This is a genomic window from Micromonospora sp. NPDC005163 (assembly GCF_053599835.1).
Map to the genome: position 1 here is coordinate 17,495 of NZ_JBSFYP010000067.1, position 18,627 is coordinate 36,121.

Annotated in this window: 16 protein-coding genes and 3 pseudogenes; 10 read left to right on the forward strand and 9 right to left on the reverse strand. The window is 68.4% G+C overall.

The features are described 5' to 3' along the window. Positions 1-102: 102 nt before the first annotated feature. Positions 103-909, forward strand: coding sequence for an inositol monophosphatase family protein (locus tag ACWD6N_RS30875; RefSeq protein WP_387330155.1), 807 nt, complete (start codon positions 103-105; stop codon positions 907-909). Next, positions 906-1,421 (forward strand): hypothetical protein, encoded by a 516-nt coding sequence (locus tag ACWD6N_RS30880; protein WP_387330158.1) that lies wholly within the window; start codon positions 906-908, stop codon positions 1,419-1,421. The genes ACWD6N_RS30875 and ACWD6N_RS30880 overlap by 4 nt, the downstream gene beginning before the upstream one ends. A gap of 59 nt (positions 1,422-1,480) precedes the next feature. Here the strand turns inward: ACWD6N_RS30880 and ACWD6N_RS30885 are convergent, their stop codons facing one another. Then, positions 1,481-2,350 (reverse strand): oxidoreductase, encoded by an 870-nt coding sequence (locus ACWD6N_RS30885; RefSeq protein ID WP_387330161.1) that lies wholly within the window; start codon positions 2,348-2,350, stop codon positions 1,481-1,483. Between the two features lie 182 nt (positions 2,351-2,532). Between ACWD6N_RS30885 and ACWD6N_RS30890 the strand changes: the two genes are divergently transcribed. Next, positions 2,533-3,396: a helix-turn-helix transcriptional regulator gene (locus ACWD6N_RS30890; RefSeq protein WP_387330164.1), complete on the forward strand. Its 864-nt coding sequence runs from the start codon at positions 2,533-2,535 to the stop codon at positions 3,394-3,396. Between the two features lie 58 nt (positions 3,397-3,454). On the opposite strand, the gene ACWD6N_RS30895 is transcribed toward ACWD6N_RS30890, so the two are convergent. Further along, positions 3,455-4,126, reverse strand: coding sequence for a helix-turn-helix transcriptional regulator (locus ACWD6N_RS30895; RefSeq protein ID WP_387330167.1), 672 nt, complete (start codon positions 4,124-4,126; stop codon positions 3,455-3,457). 200 nt (positions 4,127-4,326) lie between these two features. On the opposite strand from ACWD6N_RS30895, the gene ACWD6N_RS30900 reads away from it, so the two are divergent. After that, positions 4,327-4,671 (forward strand): hypothetical protein, encoded by a 345-nt coding sequence (locus ACWD6N_RS30900; protein ID WP_387330170.1) that lies wholly within the window; start codon positions 4,327-4,329, stop codon positions 4,669-4,671. A gap of 209 nt (positions 4,672-4,880) precedes the next feature. Beyond that, positions 4,881-5,639, forward strand: a complete 759-nt coding sequence (locus ACWD6N_RS30905; RefSeq protein WP_387330173.1) for a class I SAM-dependent methyltransferase — start codon at positions 4,881-4,883, stop codon at positions 5,637-5,639. Between the two features lie 651 nt (positions 5,640-6,290). Here ACWD6N_RS30905 and ACWD6N_RS30910 read toward each other — a convergent pair. Next, a complete protein-coding gene (locus ACWD6N_RS30910; RefSeq protein ID WP_450005689.1) occupies positions 6,291-6,575 on the reverse strand; it encodes a low temperature requirement protein A in 285 nt (94 codons plus the stop codon). Between the two features lie 412 nt (positions 6,576-6,987). Continuing rightward, a complete protein-coding gene (locus ACWD6N_RS30915; RefSeq protein WP_387330176.1) occupies positions 6,988-7,245 on the reverse strand; it encodes a hypothetical protein in 258 nt (85 codons plus the stop codon). Positions 7,246-7,557: 312 nt separating this feature from the next. On the opposite strand from ACWD6N_RS30915, the gene ACWD6N_RS30920 reads away from it, so the two are divergent. Together ACWD6N_RS30920 and ACWD6N_RS30925 are read left to right on the forward strand one after the other, a co-directional pair. Then, positions 7,558-8,463, forward strand: a complete 906-nt coding sequence (locus ACWD6N_RS30920) for an LPXTG cell wall anchor domain-containing protein (protein ID WP_387330179.1) — start codon at positions 7,558-7,560, stop codon at positions 8,461-8,463. Between the two features lie 86 nt (positions 8,464-8,549). Next, a pseudogene (locus ACWD6N_RS30925) lies at positions 8,550-8,886 on the forward strand (integrase core domain-containing protein); the annotation flags it as partial. A 716-nt stretch (positions 8,887-9,602) separates the two neighbouring features. On the opposite strand, the gene ACWD6N_RS30930 reads toward ACWD6N_RS30925, so the two are convergent. Together ACWD6N_RS30930 and ACWD6N_RS30935 are read right to left on the reverse strand one after the other, a co-directional pair. Beyond that, positions 9,603-9,911 (reverse strand): hypothetical protein, encoded by a 309-nt coding sequence (locus ACWD6N_RS30930; RefSeq protein ID WP_387330182.1) that lies wholly within the window; start codon positions 9,909-9,911, stop codon positions 9,603-9,605. 28 nt (positions 9,912-9,939) lie between these two features. Beyond that, positions 9,940-10,062 carry a hypothetical protein gene (locus ACWD6N_RS30935; RefSeq protein WP_387330185.1) on the reverse strand — a complete coding sequence of 41 codons (123 nt, stop codon included), beginning with the start codon at positions 10,060-10,062 and terminating at the stop codon, positions 9,940-9,942. A gap of 180 nt (positions 10,063-10,242) precedes the next feature. Between ACWD6N_RS30935 and ACWD6N_RS30940 the strand changes: the two genes are divergently transcribed. Both ACWD6N_RS30940 and ACWD6N_RS30945 read left to right on the forward strand, forming a co-directional pair. Then, positions 10,243-10,488, forward strand: a complete 246-nt coding sequence (locus ACWD6N_RS30940; RefSeq protein ID WP_387330203.1) for a tyrosine-type recombinase/integrase — start codon at positions 10,243-10,245, stop codon at positions 10,486-10,488. A gap of 356 nt (positions 10,489-10,844) precedes the next feature. Continuing rightward, positions 10,845-12,308 (forward strand): FAD-dependent monooxygenase, encoded by a 1,464-nt coding sequence (locus tag ACWD6N_RS30945; protein WP_387330188.1) that lies wholly within the window; start codon positions 10,845-10,847, stop codon positions 12,306-12,308. Between the two features lie 94 nt (positions 12,309-12,402). On the opposite strand, the pseudogene ACWD6N_RS30950 reads toward ACWD6N_RS30945, so the two are convergent. Next, positions 12,403-12,663: pseudogene (locus tag ACWD6N_RS30950) on the reverse strand (hypothetical protein); the annotation flags it as partial. Positions 12,664-12,775: 112 nt separating this feature from the next. Further along, on the reverse strand, positions 12,776-13,036 hold the full coding sequence (locus ACWD6N_RS30955; protein WP_387330191.1) for a hypothetical protein: 261 nt from the start codon (positions 13,034-13,036) through the stop codon (positions 12,776-12,778). 86 nt (positions 13,037-13,122) lie between these two features. Here ACWD6N_RS30955 and ACWD6N_RS30960 point away from each other — a divergent pair. Beyond that, positions 13,123-13,437: pseudogene (locus tag ACWD6N_RS30960) on the forward strand (transposase); the annotation flags it as partial. A 180-nt stretch (positions 13,438-13,617) separates the two neighbouring features. On the opposite strand, the gene ACWD6N_RS30965 reads toward ACWD6N_RS30960, so the two are convergent. Then, entirely contained in the window at positions 13,618-17,595 is a 3,978-nt protein-coding gene (locus tag ACWD6N_RS30965; protein WP_450005687.1) for a carboxypeptidase regulatory-like domain-containing protein, read from the reverse strand. Between the last annotated feature and the right edge of the window lie 1,032 nt (positions 17,596-18,627).

Below are 18,627 nucleotides of genomic sequence, written 5' to 3' on the forward strand. Positions count from 1 at the left end.
GGGCGCCGACCGACCCTCCATCGGGATGTTCCTGTATCGGTCCCGGAGATGCCCACCCTGAGGTCTCTCGTCCACGGTCAGCATCCGTGTCATCCTGCTCGCATGGTGATCAAAGACGAAGACGTGGCGATCAGGGCAGCGCAGGCGGGAGCCGCTGTTGTGCGGGCCATGTACGGGGCCTCGCTGGCACGCTTCGACAAATCCGGCGGAGACTTCGCCACTGCCGCGGACCTCGAAGCGGAGAAGGTCATCCTCGACGTCCTTCGTTCCACCCGCCCGCAGGATGCCGTCACAGGTGAGGAGAGCGGACGCACGGGCGACAGCGCCGCCGAGCGGATGTGGCTGGTCGACCCCCTGTGCGGCACGCTGAACTACGCCGCGCGCACCATGCTGGTCGGAGTGAACGTCGCGCTGTGGACGGGTTCGACAGTCACTGCGGCCGCCTCAGCCGACCCGTTCGCCGATGAGGTGTTCTGGACTGACGGCACCCGTGCGTACGTGCGCCGCGACGAAGTGGACGAGCAGCTCAGGCCGTCGGCCGAGTCGGCGTTGGTGGACGTCAACCTCGATCCGCCGTTCCCGAACGCTCCAGAGTTCCGGGCTGTGCGGCTGCTCGCCGACGCGGGGTTCGTCGAGCGGTTCCGCCCACGCGTGGTCTCCACCAGCCTGGCGGTGGCATGGGTGGCAGCCGGCCGGCGAGCGGCGTACGTGACCGACGGCGACATGCGGGACAGCGTGCACTTCGCCGCTGGAATCGGCCTGTGCCGGGCAGCGGGATGCGTGGTGACCGACATCCAGGGGCAACCGCTGCACAGCGGCGCGGGCGGGCTCATCGTGGCGGCAGATCAGCAGACGCACGCCGCCCTGCTGGCGCTGGTCGAGCATCAGGGGGAAGGGGTCGCGCGGTGACCAGCCGGGCCGGTGAAGCGTTCGAGACCGACCGTGCCGTGTCCGACATCGAGGTGCTGCTCGCCGCGGACCTACCCACCGGTGGCGCGACGGTCAGCGAGGGGGACCCGGTCACCGGGGAGTGGACCGCCACCAGGGGCGAGGGCTTCCACATCGGCCCGCTCTGGGAGAGCGACGACCTCGTTGGGGTGTACGGGACGGAGTGGAACAAGGCGGAGGAGGCCGCGGCGGAGAACCTGGCCCTCGTCGTACGCGAACTGGACAGCCGGTGGGGACCGCACCGGCGGGTTTCCATGCGCGTGCCGCTCTTTCGGAATCAGGCGGGCGAACCCATGCCGGCAGTGTTCCAGGCTTTGTGCGATGTGGACTGTTACGGCGACCTGGCCGTCTGGGGGCCGCTGACGGTAAGCGGGCGATGGATCGCGGTCTCCGTCAACCAGTGCGACGGAGACGCCCCGATGATCCTGACGGCGGTCGTCAGCGACCGGCCCATCATCGAACTGGCGGACTGAACCCAGCCGGGTGTGCCGGGCCACGCGGAGGAGGGCAGAACATGCCGGACCCACCCGCCTCACCCGGCGCTGATGGCGTTCAGCTCTGCCAGCGCGTCGCCGGGAAGGGTCAGCGCGGTGGCGGAGAAGTTCTGGCGCAGGTGCGCGACGGATGAGGTGCCGGGGATGAGCAGAATGTTCGGGGAGCGCTGGAGCAGCCACGCCAGCGCGACCGCCATCGGTGTGTTGCCGAGACGCGTGGCGACGCCGTTCAGCACGTCGGACTGAAGCGGGGAGAAGCCGCCGAGCGGAAAGTAGGGCACGTAGGCGATGCCCTGTGCGGCGAGGGCGTCGACCATGTCGTCGTCGTCCCGGTTCGCGATGTTGTAGAAGTTCTGCACGCACACGATCGGGGCGATGGCCTGCGCCTCGGCGATCTGTTCGGCGTTGACCGTGCTGAGGCCGAGGTGCTTGATCAACCCCTCCTGCTGCAACTGCGCGAGCACGGCGAACGGCTCGGAGATGGAGCCGGGGATGGGCCGGTCGAAGCCGCCGACGCGCAGGTTGACCACGTCGAGCACGTCGAGCCCGAGGTGATCCAGGTTGTCGTACACGGCCTGGCGCAGCTGCTCGGGAGCCGGCGCCTTCACCCAGTTCCCCTCGTCATCCCGCAGCGACCCGACCTTCGTCACGACATGCAGGTCGTTCGGATACGGGCGCAGAGCCTCCTTGATGATCTCGTTGGTGACGTACGGGCCGTAGAAGTCGGCCGTGTCGATGTGGTTGATTCCCAGGTCGACGGCCTCACGCAGCACGGCCACCGCGGCGTCGCGGTCGGCCGGCGGACCGAAGGCGTGCGGGCCGGCCAACTGCATCGCGCCGTACCCCATCCGGGCGACCACAAGGTCCCCCATGGTGAATGCTCCGCCGGAAGGTGTGCTTGACGTCATGCCGAATTCCTCTCACTGTTGCCGTAAATCGGACGAGCTTCCCGCCGGATCGGGCGCCAGACGACGGCGCCAGCGGTGACGGCTCCACACTCCGCCCACCGGGGTGAAACAGGATGAGCCCCGGTGATCCTGGGAGTGGCAGGGACAGGCAGACCGCGACCCACGCGGTTAACCTGGGGAGGGTGCGCGACAACAATCTGCTCGGCGGCTACCTGCGGGCACGCCGCGAGCTCGTCCAGCCCGACAGCGTCGGCCTGCCCGCCGACGGGGTGCGGCGCGTAGCCGGGCTACGGCGTGAAGAGGTCGCCATGCTCGCCGGCATCAGCGCCGACTACTACCTGCGACTCGAGCAGGGCCGCGACCGCAATCCGTCGATGCAGGTCCTCGAGGCACTCGCCCGCGTCCTGCGCCTCGACGACGCGGCGACCGACTACCTGCTGAGCCTGGCCACACCACAGCCCCGGCACCGGCGACGCCGTCCACGGCGAGAAACCGTACCGGCCAGCATCCGTCAACTGCTCGACGTCGTGGGCATACCCGCGTTCGTCGAGGACCGCTATTTCGACGTGCTCGCCGCCAACAGCCTCGCCCGCGCGCTGTCGCCCAACCTGCAGGCCGGCCAGAACCGACTCACCGCCATGTTCCTCGACCCAGCCGAACGCGCGATGTACCCCGACTGGGACGTGGCCACGGCCAACCTGGTCGGCAGCTTCCGCAGGGCCGTGGGCACCGACACCGACGACCCGCGATTCGTCCAACTCGTCGGCGAACTGTCGCTGGCCAGCCCACGATTCCGACAGCTCTGGGCCCGGCACGACGTCCGGACCTGCGAGGGCATGCCCACCCGCATGCAGCACCCTCAGGTCGGCGAACTCATTCTCAACCGCGAGAAGCTCAGCGTCGGCGGCGCCAAAGGTCAACTGCTCGTTGTCTACCACGCTCAACCGGGCACGAGCAGCGCCGAGAAGATGGCCCTACTCGCCTCCCTGACGATCCCCGCGGCTCCGGTCACCCACGCTCCGGCCGCCGACATCGCCGCAGCCTGACAACCCCGCGCGCCGGCCGAGGCCGCGACGACGGGCGGCAGCCGCCTGAGGCGCCGGCTCAGCGTGCTGCCGGCGTCAGCCGCACACAGCACTGCCCCGGGCTCGGATCGAGCACCACAAGGTGCGGTTCCTCCGCACCGTCGGCGACGCCCCGCAGCAGCTGAAGGTTGACCCCGCACACGAGTGCCGTGAACTGCTGGGCGAGCCGATGGAACGGACAGTTCCCCAACGCCAGGGCGCCTCCGTTCTGATCCTGGCGCCGCGGCTCGTAGCCGGCCTCCTCGAGCGCCGCCACGACATCGTCCGCCGCCGCGCCGATCGATCTCCCGGCCTCGTACGCCGTTCGATCAAGCACCTCCTTGACGGGCGTCCCGGTGTCGATCGACTCTGCCACGGCCGCCGCGAGCAACCCGCCGACGAGGTCGTAGTGCCGCTCGGGCACTGACACCGCCACCTCGCCCGCCATCCGTCGGTACAGCTTCGCGGGACGACCCGCGCCGGGCCCCGTGCGGCCTGCTGGCCGGCGGTACTCGACGGCCAGCAGGCCCTGGTCCGCCAGCCGGTCGAGATGGAATGCGGCGATCCGCCGGCTGACCCCCAGAGCGTTGGCCGCAGCGTCACGGCTGATCGCGTCCGCGCTGCGGGCGACGAAGTCGAACACGGCTCGGCGTGTCGGGTCGTCGAGGGCGGCCAGGGCGGCGATGCGGTCGGGCCGGGGGCGAGGAGCCATGACCGAAGTGTAAAACACGCGCTTGTTGACTTTAGAAGGGAGCGCCCCTAGCGTCTCTAAAAGACAGACAATGCGTTTCTAGAAGATTGGGGACTCTCGTGGCCACCACCGCATCGAGCTCATCAACGATCGCTGGACTGACTGCACGCACAGGAGGCCCTGCCCAGCAAGCGTTCCTCTTGCTGCGCACCGTCTTCACGGTGGCGCCGATCGCGTTCGGCCTGGACAAGTTCTTCAACCTGTTGACCGAATGGCCGGGCTACCTGGCGCCCTTCGTCGACCGGCTCGTCCCGGGCACCGGGCAGCAGGCGATGTACGCCGTCGGCGTGATCGAGATCGTGGCCGGCCTCCTCGTGGCGGCGCGGCCCAAGTACGGCGCTGTCGTGGTGGCCGCCTGGCTGGCCGGGATCATCGTGAACCTTCTGCTGCTCGGTGAGTACTACGACGTGGCCCTGCGCGACTTCGGCCTACTCGTCGGCGCACTGGCGCTGTGGCGGCTGGCCAGCGGTCGCCGCACCGCAGATCCGTCCGCGCCCCGCCGGTAGCGACCAACGACGGACGGCAAGAGGCGTCTGACCGCCTTCTGGCAGGTCAGACGCCTCTCATCTTGTGCGCCGGTCCGGGCGAGTGGGTCGTGGGTGAAGCTCCGTCGCGCAGCCACCTTGTGGGGTGGCGCGACGACGAATATCGTGCCGATGTATCGGGGTGATATATCGAGGCGACGCTCACGGTCGCCGCCCAAGCGGGAGGTGCGATGAGGTCGATCGACTACGACACGGAGCAGCACCAGAACTACGCGCGCGGGCGCGCGCTCACCCAGCAGCAACTGCGGGTGTGGATCAACGCCTTTGCAGCGGTACTGCCCGAGCGGCGTCCGCTGGCGGGGCTGGACATCGGCTCGGGGACCGGCAGGTACACCCCCGCGCTGGCAGAAGAGTTCGGGCCAGTCACCGGCATCGAGCCGTCGGTCCGCATGCGCGAGGTCGCGCAGACGCAGTCCCAGCATCCCGGAGTGCGATATCTGGCAGGCGCCGCCGAGGACATGCCGTTGCCGTCCAACAGTGCCGACTACGCACTCATGTTCCTGTCCTGGCACCACGTTCAGGACAAGCCCCGGGCAGCCCGGGAACTGGCCAGGGTGCTCAGGCCCGGCGGGCGGCTGCTCCTGCGCGCGAATTTCAGCGACCACCATCCGCGGCCGTGGTGGCTGGAGCACTTCCCCAACGGTTACGCGGTGGACGCCTCGCTGTTTCAGCCGCTGCACGAGGCCATCGCGATGTTCACGTCGGTGGGCTGGCGCGTTGCCAGCTTTGGCACGGTCACCGAGCCGTCCTCGGGCACCTACGACGACGTGCTCGAACGGCTACGCCTGCGTACCCTCTCGTTCTTCGCGCAGCTCAGCCCCGACGACCTGGAGACCGGCTTCCGCCGGCTGGAGCAGGCGGTTGCCGCACACCCCGACGCACCAGCGCCCGTGTTCGCTGAGCCGCTGCTCACACTCGAACTGCGCTGATGGGCAAAGGCCGGTTGCTCTGATCCCAAGCCTCGGCCGGGCTGTCCGAAACGGTCCGTCCCCGGCGTCCGCGCCTGGCCCTGCTCCTGCCGGTGTCTGTCCGTACCTCCTGATCCGAGACCGTTGCTGTCAACGATTGCGCCCGGTCCCCGAGACTCAGCGGTTTACGAAGCAGGGGTACGCGTCGACTCGCCCATCGAGCCGCTGCACCAGGAGGCGGTCGCCTGCACGCCAGATCGTCTCACCCGGATGTACGAGAACCGGTTGATCCGGTACGAGGTAGCCCCAACGATCAATCAGCGTGAGGCGATCGGCCTGCTCGTGCAACGCGCGGCCCTTCCTCTTGGCCCTACTCATGCTCAGGAGCATCGGCCAGGCGGTAGACGAACTGCAACGGGTTCTCCGCCCGGAGCCATGTGCCCATCCCCCTCGCCGATGTCGAGATGTACGTGCTGATGGCCCTGTCCGGCATCGATGTTGATCTGGTCGAGCTGGGTGGCCGCCACCGACCATGTCGTCGAGGCGGCCATAGCCAGCGGGTGAACCGGCCAATCCGCAAATTCCGCCTGGCTGGTCTGAGGCTCCGTTGCAGGACTCTACGGCGGCCAGGCCGCGAGCTACCCGCGTTGCTGATGCCGTCGGGCCTGCTCCTCATCGGGGTGGTGACGGCGGCTCGGGTGGACGTTTCTTGACGCGGATCGCGTCGGAGGTGGCGATGCCGGTGAGGACGACAGGTGCGGTGATCGCGAACGCCAGTGGCGGTAGCAGGATCATCGCTGGCGAAGTGACTACGAGCGCCGGCACCCCGATCAGCCGAGAGCGCGACACCGCGAGTACGGCGTACTCGAAAAGGGCGCGTCCTACGAGGAACAGGATCGGACCGCCGCTAATGACCGCGACCCATGCCGTGTCGGTGTGCCCTGAGGGATGCGCGATGACAAGCTTTCGCGCGTCGCCCGCTGGTCCTTCGTCGCGTCCGGCTCACCGTTTGCCGGCAACGCAGCAGCCTCGTTGGAGAAATGCTGCAAATGCGCACCGGCCCGCGGCCGCTCTGGCCCAGGGGGCCCGGGCTCAAGCCGGGCCGGGCATGTGGCGGTTCAGACCCTGCCCTGGAAGAAGGCGGAGGACGGATCGTGGCCGGAGAAGACTCTGTCGCGGAAGATGTCGCGCGCAGAGCTGGATGAGTGGTCGCGGCGGCACAGCGAGGAGTACGGCGACCAGAGCTGACAGACGCACGCTGGGTCCCGGACCGTTGGCGGTCCGGGCCTCAGCCGCGTTCTATCCCCGCCGTGCGGCCCCCGCGACCGCACCGGGGAGCACGCCCGCCCCACGCGATCGCCGATACTGGTCACCTCTCGGTGGGCGGGTTCTGCGGGCCGACGATCCATGCGATCTGGGCGCGCCGGCCTTCATGCTCGATCCAGAACTTCGGCAGAGGCCCTTGGTCCAGGTGTCCGCCCTCGGCGGCCGCGAGGGCGTGAACCTCGTTCAGGACGGTATCGGGGATGACGATGATGTTGTCGAAGCCCTCGACCCGCTGCGCTTCGTTGGTGTCCCAGGCCTCGTAGGCCGCCTGCATCAACGCGTACTGGATGTCAATCTCCACTGGTCGCCGTTCCCGGGTTGGCGTTGAGGGTGGTGCAGCAGGCATTCCCTCAGGGTCGCCCGTGCCCGGAACTTCGCTGCGAGGTAGGCGTGCAGGAGCCGGGCATGGGCCGAACAGCCGATCCGCTCTGTCGTCCAGCGTGCATGCTGCGGGCCGCGCGACCGACCGTCCCCGGCCAAACAGGTGACCGTCGCGGATTGACGACTGATAGTAGTGATCCTCGCGTTGTGCCTGGTCTGGGCGGTCGTTGATCCAGTCGGACTGCCCAGGTCCCGCCGGCGAGCGGGAACCGACACTCAGCCAAGGAGTTCTATGCGCACGCTCAAGATTATCGGCGCCGCGGTCGGCGCGTTCGTTCTCTCGTCCCTGGCTCTGGCCGGTCCCGCTCAGGCCGCGCCCGGTGATGCGGTGTGGACGGCCAACGGTGACTCGTCGATCACCAGCAAGCACTCCATCACCCTGGTCGGCAACAACACGTCGGTCGAGGCCGCGAACCTCGGCGTTGACGTCGAGGCCGGCGACGAGGTCCGCTTCTCCATCGCGCTGTCCGACGGGGCGGCGTGCAGCGGCGGCGCGCCCCGTGTCTTCGTGGTCGTGAACGGCACCAACACCAACTCGTGGGACCAGAACATCACCGCCGGCACACAGTGCGGCGAGGAAGGCACGATCACGTTCAAGATTCCGGCGGCCGGGACCATCGGGCAGGCCGGCGTGGTGTACGACAACGTCGCCGCCCCCGGCACGGTTGTGGTGTCGGACCTGCGGATCTCCGACGAGCTGGTCGACTTCCAGGCGGTCGAGCCGGGCGCCGAACCAACGAAGACGCCGACCACCCCGCCGACCAGCCAGCCCGAGCAGCCGCGCGACTGCGAGGCGTACGTCTACACCGGCACTGAGCAGAACCTGTGCGCCGACTTCCCCAACCCTCCCGGCACGGTTAACTGCTCCGACGTGAAGTACCGGGTCACGTTGGTGGACGTGAACAACGACCCGTGGGGCCTGGACGGCAACAGGGGCACGCCGGGGATTGGCTGCGAGTCCAACCCCCTCAAGCCGAACACCGCCCCGCCGACCACCAGCCCCGCGCCGGGCGCGGGCGGCGGCCTTCCCGTCACCGGTGTCAACGCCACTGCGCTCGGCGCCGTCGGTGTGATCGCGGTGCTGGCTGGCGTGGCGCTGGTGGTGGCGCGCCGCCGCCGGGTCCGCTTCGACGCCTGACCTTCACCGGAACGCCCCCGCTGCCGTGAGGTGGTGGGGGCGTTCGCGTTTGCCGGACCCGGCTACTGGCGCTGGTAGCCGTCGAGACGGGGCTGATCCACCATTCGGATGCCGGATACACGTCGTTCCGCTTCACCACCCACCTCGTCGACGCCGGCATCGACGCGTCCATCGGCAGCGTCCGGCGACGCCCTCGACAACGCGCTGATGGAATCCACGATCGGTCTCTACAAGACCGAGCTGATCAAGCCCCGGCGACCATGGCGCGGCCTCGCCCAGGTCGAACTGGCCACCGCCGAATGGGTCGACTGGTACAACCACCACCGGCTGCACTCCGCCCTGGGCTACCTGCCGCGGACCGAGTACGAATCGATGTTCTACGCTCACCACCACCCCGACCAGCAAGCCCTGGTCACAGTCTGAGGACTCCACCAGACGCGGGGCGGTTCACACGATCCTTGACACCAGGTCTTGACGGAGTGTCTGATCTAGTGCTGGTTTTGATCATATTCGGACGGCTGGACTGTACGTAGCGCCGGTTTAGTCGGTAGGTGAGGAAGTGCTGGTGGCGAGAGATTGTTGGTTCCGTAGCCCTAGCTGGGACCAGGCCGCTCGCACCGACCGTGCCGGTCGAGGCCGGGCTACTGGCCGACGCCATGCACCCCGCGACGAGACACGGTCATCCACGTGGGGAGGCAGAGCATGAAGATGCTATGGCGGCGGCGCGTCCTGGCCGCTGCCCTGTCGCTCACGGCGGCCGTTGGTGGCCTACTCGTGGCCGGCACGGCCCATGCACAGACAGTGGCCACCGGGTCTCTAAGCTTCAGCGGAGACAGCGGTGACTACATCAGCCAAGGTAAGTCGTACTCGTACTCCACCAGCAACGGCGACGCGTTGACCGTCTCCAGCTCGACCGGTAGCACGGTCAGCATCTCGGTCAACGCCTACAACGGCGACTGGTGGACCCTCACCTTCGACGCACCGGGCACGCAGGTTCTCGTCCCGCGCACCTATACCGCCGCGCACCGGCACCCGTTCAACGGGACCGGCCCAGGCCTGGAACTGAGTGGCGAAGGGCGGGGATGCAACGAGCTGACCGGCTCCGTCACCATCATCAAAGCGGTTTTCGGTCCCCGAGGCTATGTGCAGACCTTCGACGCTACGTTCGAGCAGCACTGTGAGGGAGGGGACCCGGCGGCGCGTGGTGAGATCCACATCTCGAACCGGCCACCGCCACCCGAGGTGGCGCCCAAGCCCGCCGCTACCACCAGGCCGCACGCCGCGACCACCAGGCCCGACGCCACGCCAAGCAGCAGGCCCAGCCCCACGCCGAGCAGCAGGCCCAGCGCCACGCCGAGCAGCAGGCCCAGCGCCACGCCGAGCAGCAGGCCCAGCGCCACCGCCGTCGGCAGCGGCAACACCTCCGCCAACGACACTGACGCCAACACCGCGGCGGTCGTGAGGAACGCCGTCTTCTCACCGCTTCTGCTGATCGGGGTGGGCCTCGTCGCCTTGGCCGGCCTCATCGCCGTCGGCCTCGCCGTCGGCCTCGTCATATACGTCCGCCGCCAGTAACTCGCAAGCACCCTCGACGTTCATGCGCCGGATTTGTACGCCCGCACGGTCTGCCCGATCCCAGGACCTCCATGACAGATCAGTCTCGGGACGGGGGTTACAAGTCCGGCTAGGCGACCTTGTCCGGGCATTCATGCTCCCAAGTCAGCGACGCGGGCGCCTGAGCCATCGTCGGTAGATTCAGAGACCCGCAGCGCCGATGAGATCTCCAGCAGGTCGCCAGGTGCTAAACGCAGCCCGCCCGTCCGGGTTGCGCCGGCTGTACCGCCCGTCACAGACCAACGCCACTCGTGCGCGACGCTGCTCTACGACCAGGCAGTGCCGCTCGAACGGATTCAGGACGTGCTCGGGCACAGCTCCCCAACGGTCACGAAGTCGATCTACGTAGAGGAGACTCGGCGGGTACAGCAAGACGCGGTGGACCGCCTCGGGTTCCTCTTCGACGCGTAGGCGTAGGGGTCAGCCGTGGGGGTCACAAAGATCAAGGGCCGGTCGCCCGTGACGGGAAACCGGCCCTTGACCTGCTGTGCGCCCGAAGGGACTCGAACCCCTAACCTTCTGATCCGTAGATCCCCAAGACCATGTCCAGGCCGTCCGGTCCGGTCCGCCTCGTCCTGGTCCTCAGACACTCGGCAACTCGATCCGTTCCGGTCCGTCCCGCCCAGTTCGCCCCGGTGGCTCCCACGTGTGGCTCCTAGGCTGTCAATTTGGGAATCGCACAGATCGGGCTCAGGTACCGCGTTTCGCCGGGTCGGCACAGCCCCGGTTGGCCTGGTTCACTCTGAGGTCACACCAGCCTATGGCTCGTGGGTGGCCCGCCGGCTTGTGCAAACGGATCGGCAAGTGACTACTACACCCCCCAAGCCTTGCCAAACATGAGCGTTGGCAAAGAACATCGACCCATGGACGCGGATGTGGTGATTGCCGGATGTGGACCGGTCGGAGCGGTGCTCGCCGCACTGCTCGGCGACCGTGGCATCCGCGTCGTCGTCGTGGACCCGGCGTCCGACGCCCGGTCTGGGCCGCACGCCCACCCGCGGGCGGCGGTCCTCGACTCGCACGTGCAGCGGATCCTCCGCCGCATTGACGGCCTAGACGACTGGGACGAGTGGGCGACGCCGTTGCGCCGTTCGCAACTGCTCGGCCCCGATCGCCGCCCGCTGCTGACGCTTCGCCTGGCGGATGGCGTCCCGGCTGGCGTCATGCTCGACCAGCCCCGCCTGGAGCGGGCACTACGCGACCGACTGGCGCGGATGCCCACGGTGCACCTCCACACCGGTCGGTCGGTGACGGCGCTCGAGCAGTCGGGCGACATCGTCGCCGTCACGCTCGACGACGGCTCGACGCTGACCGCCTCGTGGCTCGTCGGCTGCGACGGGGCGTCGAGCACCGTGCGGGGCCTCATCGGGGCCTCCTATGACGGCGTCAGCTACCCGGAGCCGTGGCTGGTGGTCGACGCCCGCACCGATGAGCCCAACACTGGCGAGCCGACGTTCTCCCACGTGCTCGACCCGGCCCGGCCGATGGTGACGTTCGAGCGACCGGGCGTTCGGAGGTGGGAGTGGATGCTGCTGCCCGACGAGGACCCGGTCGGCATGGTGGCGCGGATTGACGAGCTAATCCAGCCATGGGCGGATCCTGCGGCGCTGCGGGTCGAGCGGGCCGCGGTGTTCACGTTCCATGCCCGTACGGCCTCGGCATGGCGCCGCGGCCGCGTGCTGCTCGCCGGCGACGCCGCGCACTCGATGCCGCCGTTCACCGGTCAGGGCCTCGGCGCCGGCCTACGCGATGTCGCGACCCTGTCCTGGCTGCTGGCCGACGCGCCCGGCGACGTGGACCGCTACGAGCGCGAGCGGCGGCCGGCCGTGGCGCGGATGACCCGCACGGCGTTACTCACCGGCCGGGTCATGCTCGGCCGCAACCGTTTCACGGCAGCCGCGCTGCGCGGGTTGGTGCGGACCGCAGGGATGCTCCCAGGCCTCGACGCGCGCGTAGCCAGGGCAGCCGCAGCGCCTGAGCGCCTCCCCGACGGCACCCGGCAGCTGCCCGATGCCCCGCTCGTCGTTGACGGCCGGCGCACCAACCTCGACGCGCTGCTGGGCAACCGGTGGGGCGTTATCTGCGGCAAGGCAGGCAGCCTCGACCCCGGCACCAGGGCGTGGCTCACCACGCACGGCGCCGTCTTCGCCGACGTGGATAGGTTTGCAAAAGGGCAAGCGACGATCGTGCGCCCCGACCGCTTCATCGCGACCACCGTCCCGTTCGCCTGAGGGGCATCGTCACCTTAGGTCGGAGTCCTGCGGGCCGTCGAGGACGGCGACGAAACCGTACGCCGGGCAGATCGTCCGCCGCCCATGACCGTGACTATGAACCACGATGCTCGGCTATTTCATCCTCGGACCGGGCGAGCAGCCACAGATCGCCTCCTTCGAGGGCTGACGATGCCGCTCGTCGCGCACGAGCCGTCAGGTGGACCAACAGGTCGTCTCCCTGAGTGAGCGTTGCCGCCAGGTAGTAGCTGGTCACCGCTACGACGAGCAGGACGGCGGCGCCCAGAGCCGGGCGCACCCAGCCCGATCGGACCCGGCACCCGAAGGCGAAGGCGGCAACTGCCCACGTGGCCGTGGAGTTGCCGAGTTAGGCAAAGGGGTACGGCACCAACTTCATTCACAAGAAGTCGAGGAAGCCGAGGAGCAGGAAACCTCCCACCACGGCGGTGAGCGCCAATGGTCGACGATCAGGTCGCATGGTGGGCAGCAAGCATATTGAGTATGCCCCACGACGATGTCAGTCCCTTGGCACAGCCAGGCGACAGTGCCAGCGCTGCTCGCAGTTGCATCAGCGCCTCTGGGTCATATTGGTCAGCGAGGACCGGACGACGGTTGCGCCGCTTGCGAGTTGGTTCACCCGGCCCGGTTGAGTCGATGACCTGGACGCGAGTCGTGCTGTCCAAGGTCTCGGCCACTTCAGCAAGAAGATCGCTGATCACGCTCGTCATTCTTGTCGCACGGTGACGCGACAGCCACCAGAAGCCAACGAACCTTCGGATCATCGATGGTTTGCGAGGACACCGAGCATCGTGCGGTGGCCGTGAGCCACAGCCTAGACCTTGACCGATGGCGGGTCATTCTGGACGAAGCGGTGACGCGTGTCGCTGCCCGGTTCGCTCGGGCGGAGCCACGTGCGACAGCGGCGCAGTTTGTGGAAGGGCTGCTGTCGAAAACAGAACGCAAGACCTGCTGGTCGTTGGCCGAACGGGCTGGTCACGCCGATCCGCAGGCGATGCAGCGGCTGCTGCGTACGCCGTGTGGGACCCGGACGCCGTCCGCGATGACGTGCGTGACTGGCTGGTCGAGCAGCTCGGCCACCCCCGACGCGGTGCTAGTCACCGACGAGACGGTCATCGTCACGTCGACCGGGGCCACCGAGTCGGGGGTCTCCCTGATCCTGATGCCGGCGGAGCAGGCCGCTCAGGTCCGTTCGATGACCGACGGCGACCCGGCCACCTGGATGGTGACCGGGCCGCCGTCGTACAGGACGCACGCTACGGGACGCGCGCTACGGCGCCCCGTGTACGCGCTACCGGAGCGGGTCGAGCGAGAAGTCCGCCGTGACCGTCTTGCCCGCCTTGAGCGTGACCTTCGCCGTTTCAGGCGCGTAGCCCTGGACCGCGACGACCAGCGTGAGCGGGCTCACCGTCGAGTTGATCCAGTACGCGTACGTACCGTCGTCCTCGGTGACCAGCGTCTGGCGGTATCCCTTGCCGCCGGTCACCTGGACGATGGCGCCACCCAACGGCTCGCCGGTGGCCGCCGAGGTGACGGTGCCGGTGACCTTGCCCCACGACTTCGGGGCGGTGACGTTCATCGACACCGGCACCTCACCCACGTTATACGGCGTGTTGGTGCTGGCACCGATCGCGGCGGAGTACGCGCCCGGCTGGTCGACGTCGGCCGACATGGTCGCCTCCACCGTGACCGACTCGCCCGGCTCGAGCGTGACGGACGGGTTGTCGAAGGACACCCAGTCCGCCGGAGCGCCGCCCGTGCTACCCGTCACGTTCATCACGATGTGCATGCCCGGGAAGCCGATCGACGACGTGTCGGCCGGTTCGGAAATGCCGCAGTCCACCGAGGCGATGTACGACGGAGCCGTCTGGCCGGCGTTGTTCGAGCCGATGAAGAAGTAGCCATCCGCAGGGACGCTCACCTCGACCACCAGGGTGCCACCGGACGGAACCGCGCCCTCGACCGGGACCGTCACCAGAGTGCCGTTACCGGCCGGGACCGTGGCGTCGGCCGAGCCGATGAGCGTCATGTTGGCGTACCGCAGCTCGCCCTCGAGCGTGTAGAGGTTGACCGAGAGCGGCTGGCTCCCCTGGTTCGTCTCCACCCCGAACGACACGCTCGACACGTCCAGGCCGTTGAGCCCGAAGTCGGCCAGCGTGAACGTCCGCAGGTACGAGTTGTTCCGGGTGGTGAGGCCGTTGTTGCACGACGCCGAGTTGCCGGTCATGATCGCCTGCGACGCGGAGTGCGTGATGGTGTTCTCGTCGGCCGGGATCGGCGCCGCCTGAGGCGTCACCGTCTCGCCCTTGACGTTCGAACGCGACATCGACGAGCCGGCCGCCGACAGCTTCCCCTTCGGGGCCACCGACGCCGGGACGGTCGCCTTACCCTTCACCGCCGTGAGAGCACCCGTGGCGAGCGGCGCGAACTCGCCGCTGCGGGCTTCCAGCTCGACCGACGCCGGGGCGGTGCCCTCGTTGGTGATCGTGAGCTCCTCGGTGTGCGAACCGCCCATCGGCAGTTCGGCGTGCGTGTCGCCGTCCGAAGCGATGGTCACCATGCCCGCGGCCAGCGCGGCGTCGAACCTCACGGTGCTGTCCTCGGTAACCATGACCGAGCCGGTGGCAGCCTCATACTTCGGCGCCGTGATCTCGACCGAGTAGCCACCGGTGAGGACCGACGTCGAGTACGTGCCGTCCGCTCCAGTGGTCACGGTCTTGCTCTGGGCCTCGGAAGAGACCGCCACGGTCGCGCCGGAGATCGGCGCACCCGTGTTCCGGTCGGTCACCGTGCCGGCCACCGTGCCTCGTGGCGCGGAGTCGTAGTGGATCGACATTCCGGCGTTGATCGCCGGGGTGTTGTAGGAGAACTGATGGGCGATGGTGCCGTTCTCGTTCTCGATACCCACCGTGGCCGAGCTGCCGGCCGCCGCTCCGCCCGAGTTCGCCCCGTAGCCGAGCTCGATCTCACCGTTTTCTAGGAGGGTCACGGAGAAGTTCGTCCGGTCGGCGCGGTTGGCGTAGAACGTGACGTTCCGGAACTCGAGGACGAACGCGTCCACGCCGTCGACCTGGGTGGTCGCGGTGTAGAGACCCGACGAGGCGTCGAAGTACAGGTCGTCCCACAGCGGGTAGATCGCGGCGTTAGGTGCGGCACTGTTCGGGATCGCGGTGTTGCTGTATGCGGTCGAGAGCCCGGCGAAGTTCACGTGGCCGTTGGTGGTCACGTACGCCGTCGTGTAGTCGCCCTCGTAGTTTGGGAACGAGAACGGCAGCGGGACCGTGGTCGCCGCGTCGTCACCGGTCAGGTTCACAAGGGTGTCACCCGTGGCGGCCCCGTCGCTGCCGACCGTGCAGAAGTACCCGAAGTCGTCGTACCGACGGGCGATCTCGGCGGTGACCGTCTCGTCACCGTCGACGACGACCTCCTCCGAGAACGCGCTCGTGCAGGTGCCGCCCTCGATCGAGATCGTGTAGGTGCCCTCGGGCACGTCGGCGAACGCGAACGCGCCGTTGGCGTCGGTGGTGACCGGGTCGATCGGTGCGGAGATGCTCACCGTGGTACCGACGAACGGGTTGCCCGTGGCGACGTCCGTGACGGTGCCGGTCACGGTGTGGCGTGGCGTGGCCTCGAGGTCGATGTCCACCGTGGTGGTCGCGTCGACGGTGACCGTGGCGCCGGTCGGGGCAGACGGCAGGTAGCCGAACGCCGAGGCCGAGACCTGGTAGTCGCCCACGGCGACGCGGACGGAGTACGTGCCGTCCGTGCCGGTGGTGACGGTACGGTCGTGCTCGCCGTCGACCGTCACGCGCGCCCCGCTGATCGGGTCGCCGTCGGTCTCGGTGACGGTGCCGTCAACGGTGCCCATGTCACCGATCGGCGCAGCGTCGATCAGCGCGGCCAGGTCGAGCGTGCCCTCGCCGTAGACGTTGTTGTTCTCGGCGGTGCCGCCGCAGGAGGTGTCGTCGACGTTGTGGGCGGTCTGGTTCAGCAGTTCCCAGGTGCCCGGAATGTCGCCGATCAGTGCCGGTGCGGCGCTCCACAGTACGGCGACGGCGCCCGCGAGGTGCGGGGCGGCCATCGAGGTGCCGTTGTAGAGCGCGTACCCATCACCGGGGACCGAGGAGCGAACGGCCACGCCCGGGGCCGAGATGTTCGGCTTGATCCCGCCGCCCTCACCCGGACCGCGCGAGGAGAAGGACGCGATGCGGCCCGAGGAGTCGACCGCGCCCGTCGAGTAGTTCGTAGTGTTCGCGCCCGGCGAGGAGGTCGTCTGGCAACCGGGACCGCTGTTGCCCGCCGACCAGGCGCCGAAGATGCCGGCGGCAGCCCACGCGTCGGTGATGTCCTGGTACCAGTCGTCGATGGCCCCGGCGGCGACCGCGCCCCACGAGTTGTTGACGACGTGCGGCCGCATCGCCGGGTCGGCGTCGGTGCCGTCCGTGCGGGTCGGCGCGGTGATCCACTGACCGGACTCGAGCAGGTCGGCGTCCGAGCAGGTGTCGCAGCCGTTGGCCTCGATCCACTGCGCGTCGGGCGCGACACCGATCTGGTTGCCCTGGCCGTCGTCGCCCATCATGGTGCCCATGGTGTGGGTGCCGTGCCCGTTCACGTCGCACGGATTGCCGGCGCCGCACCGCCCGGAGGAGTCGAAGAAGTTGTAGTTGTTGACGATTGTCCCGTCGGGCTGCCGACCGCGGTAACCGTCGGCGAGCGCCGGGTGGTCGAACTGGACGCCGGTGTCGACGCTCGACACGACGATGCCCTCGCCCGTGAAGCCCTGGGCCCAGACCTCAGGGGCGTTGATGAAGTCGAGGCCCCACTCGACCGTGGCCGGGGCGTTCGCCGGCGCCTTCTCGCGCTTGACCGGTTCGACGAGGTCAAACTTCGTGGTCTCGGTGATCTGGCTGACCTCGGACTGCGCGGCGAGCTCCTTGGCGAGCTCCAGCGTGCCGTCCTCGACGAGGATGCGGTTGCTGATCCAGAAGCTCTCGTAGTCGGCGTTGTTCGCCTCGAGCTGCTGGATCACGTCGGCCTGGGACGTCTTGGCCGTGCTGGTGAGCGCGTCGTAGACGTGCTGGCCGCGCTTGCCCCAGTCGGCGTTGTTCGACGCCGCGTCCAGGTTGGCCTTCGCCGACAGCTTCACCCAGAAGTCCGCCGAGTCGTGCGTGGTGAGCGTCTTCTCGACGGCCGAGGTGAGCTTGTCGGCCGGGTTGGCTGACGGTGCTGTGGTCGACGGCGCGGCGAACGCGGGTACTGCGCTCGCCATCGCTGTCGCGAGAACCGCGAAAGCCGCTGTCACGACTGACGCGCGTCTCGCATGTCTGGTTCGTGTGTGCACGGAACCTCCATGTACTAGCGCGCCGCAGAGACAGGACGCGCACGACACCCCACGGTCGTGGGCTATAGACCAACATGGATGATGCGGCACAGGTGGGTCTACCCGGCGGCATGGGCAACTCGGGAGCACTCCGGTCAACTCGCGGCTAACTGATGGTCAGCGCGTCATATCCGTGCGGCGTTTCCGGGTCCTCGTCCCAAACCCACGAGATGGCGGGTTCTCCGACATGGCATGACTCCGACAGGGGCGACCGATGAGTAAGTCACGAGGCTGCACGCACAGCAGATATCGACTCCGGTCGTTGGATGCTCGGAAGCGGCCCGCCGGCAGGGAAGGACCGCGTGGCCCGAACGACCAAACCGCTAGTACGTGGCAGCAGCGGACAACCGCGCCGGTTGCGCTGGGCGTAGTGCCCATGGGACTCACCATCGTGCCGGGGACCAGCACCGCGAGTGCCAGCCCACAGCCGACCGAGACCTACGTGGTGCAGATGGCACTCGACCCGGTCGTGGCCTACGAGGGCGGAGTTGCCGGCCTTGCCGTGCCCAAGCCCGCCCCCGGGCACAAGGTCGACCCGCGGTCGGCAGGGTCGTGTCGTACGTCGACCACCAGGAGGCCCGGCACGCCGCCGCCCTCAGCCGAGTCGGCGGCGGCAGGAAGCTCTACGACTTCAGTTACTCCTTCGACGGTTCGCCGCTCGGCTGACCGCCGATCAAGGAGAGTGTTCTCGACCCCGGCGACCGGGCGGTGCTGTGGATGGCAGACGACCACCTCGTGGCTCTCACGTCGCTGCTCCCGACCGACTCAGGATGGATCCTGTCACGCCATGGGCATCACCGACTCCGGCTGGGTCACGGGCATCGGCCTCTAAGAGGGCATCTCGTGCGACTTTGATCTGATACACGCTGTTGATGCCCTGCCGGCCCCTGCCTGTCCGAGCCGTGATCATCTATACATGAC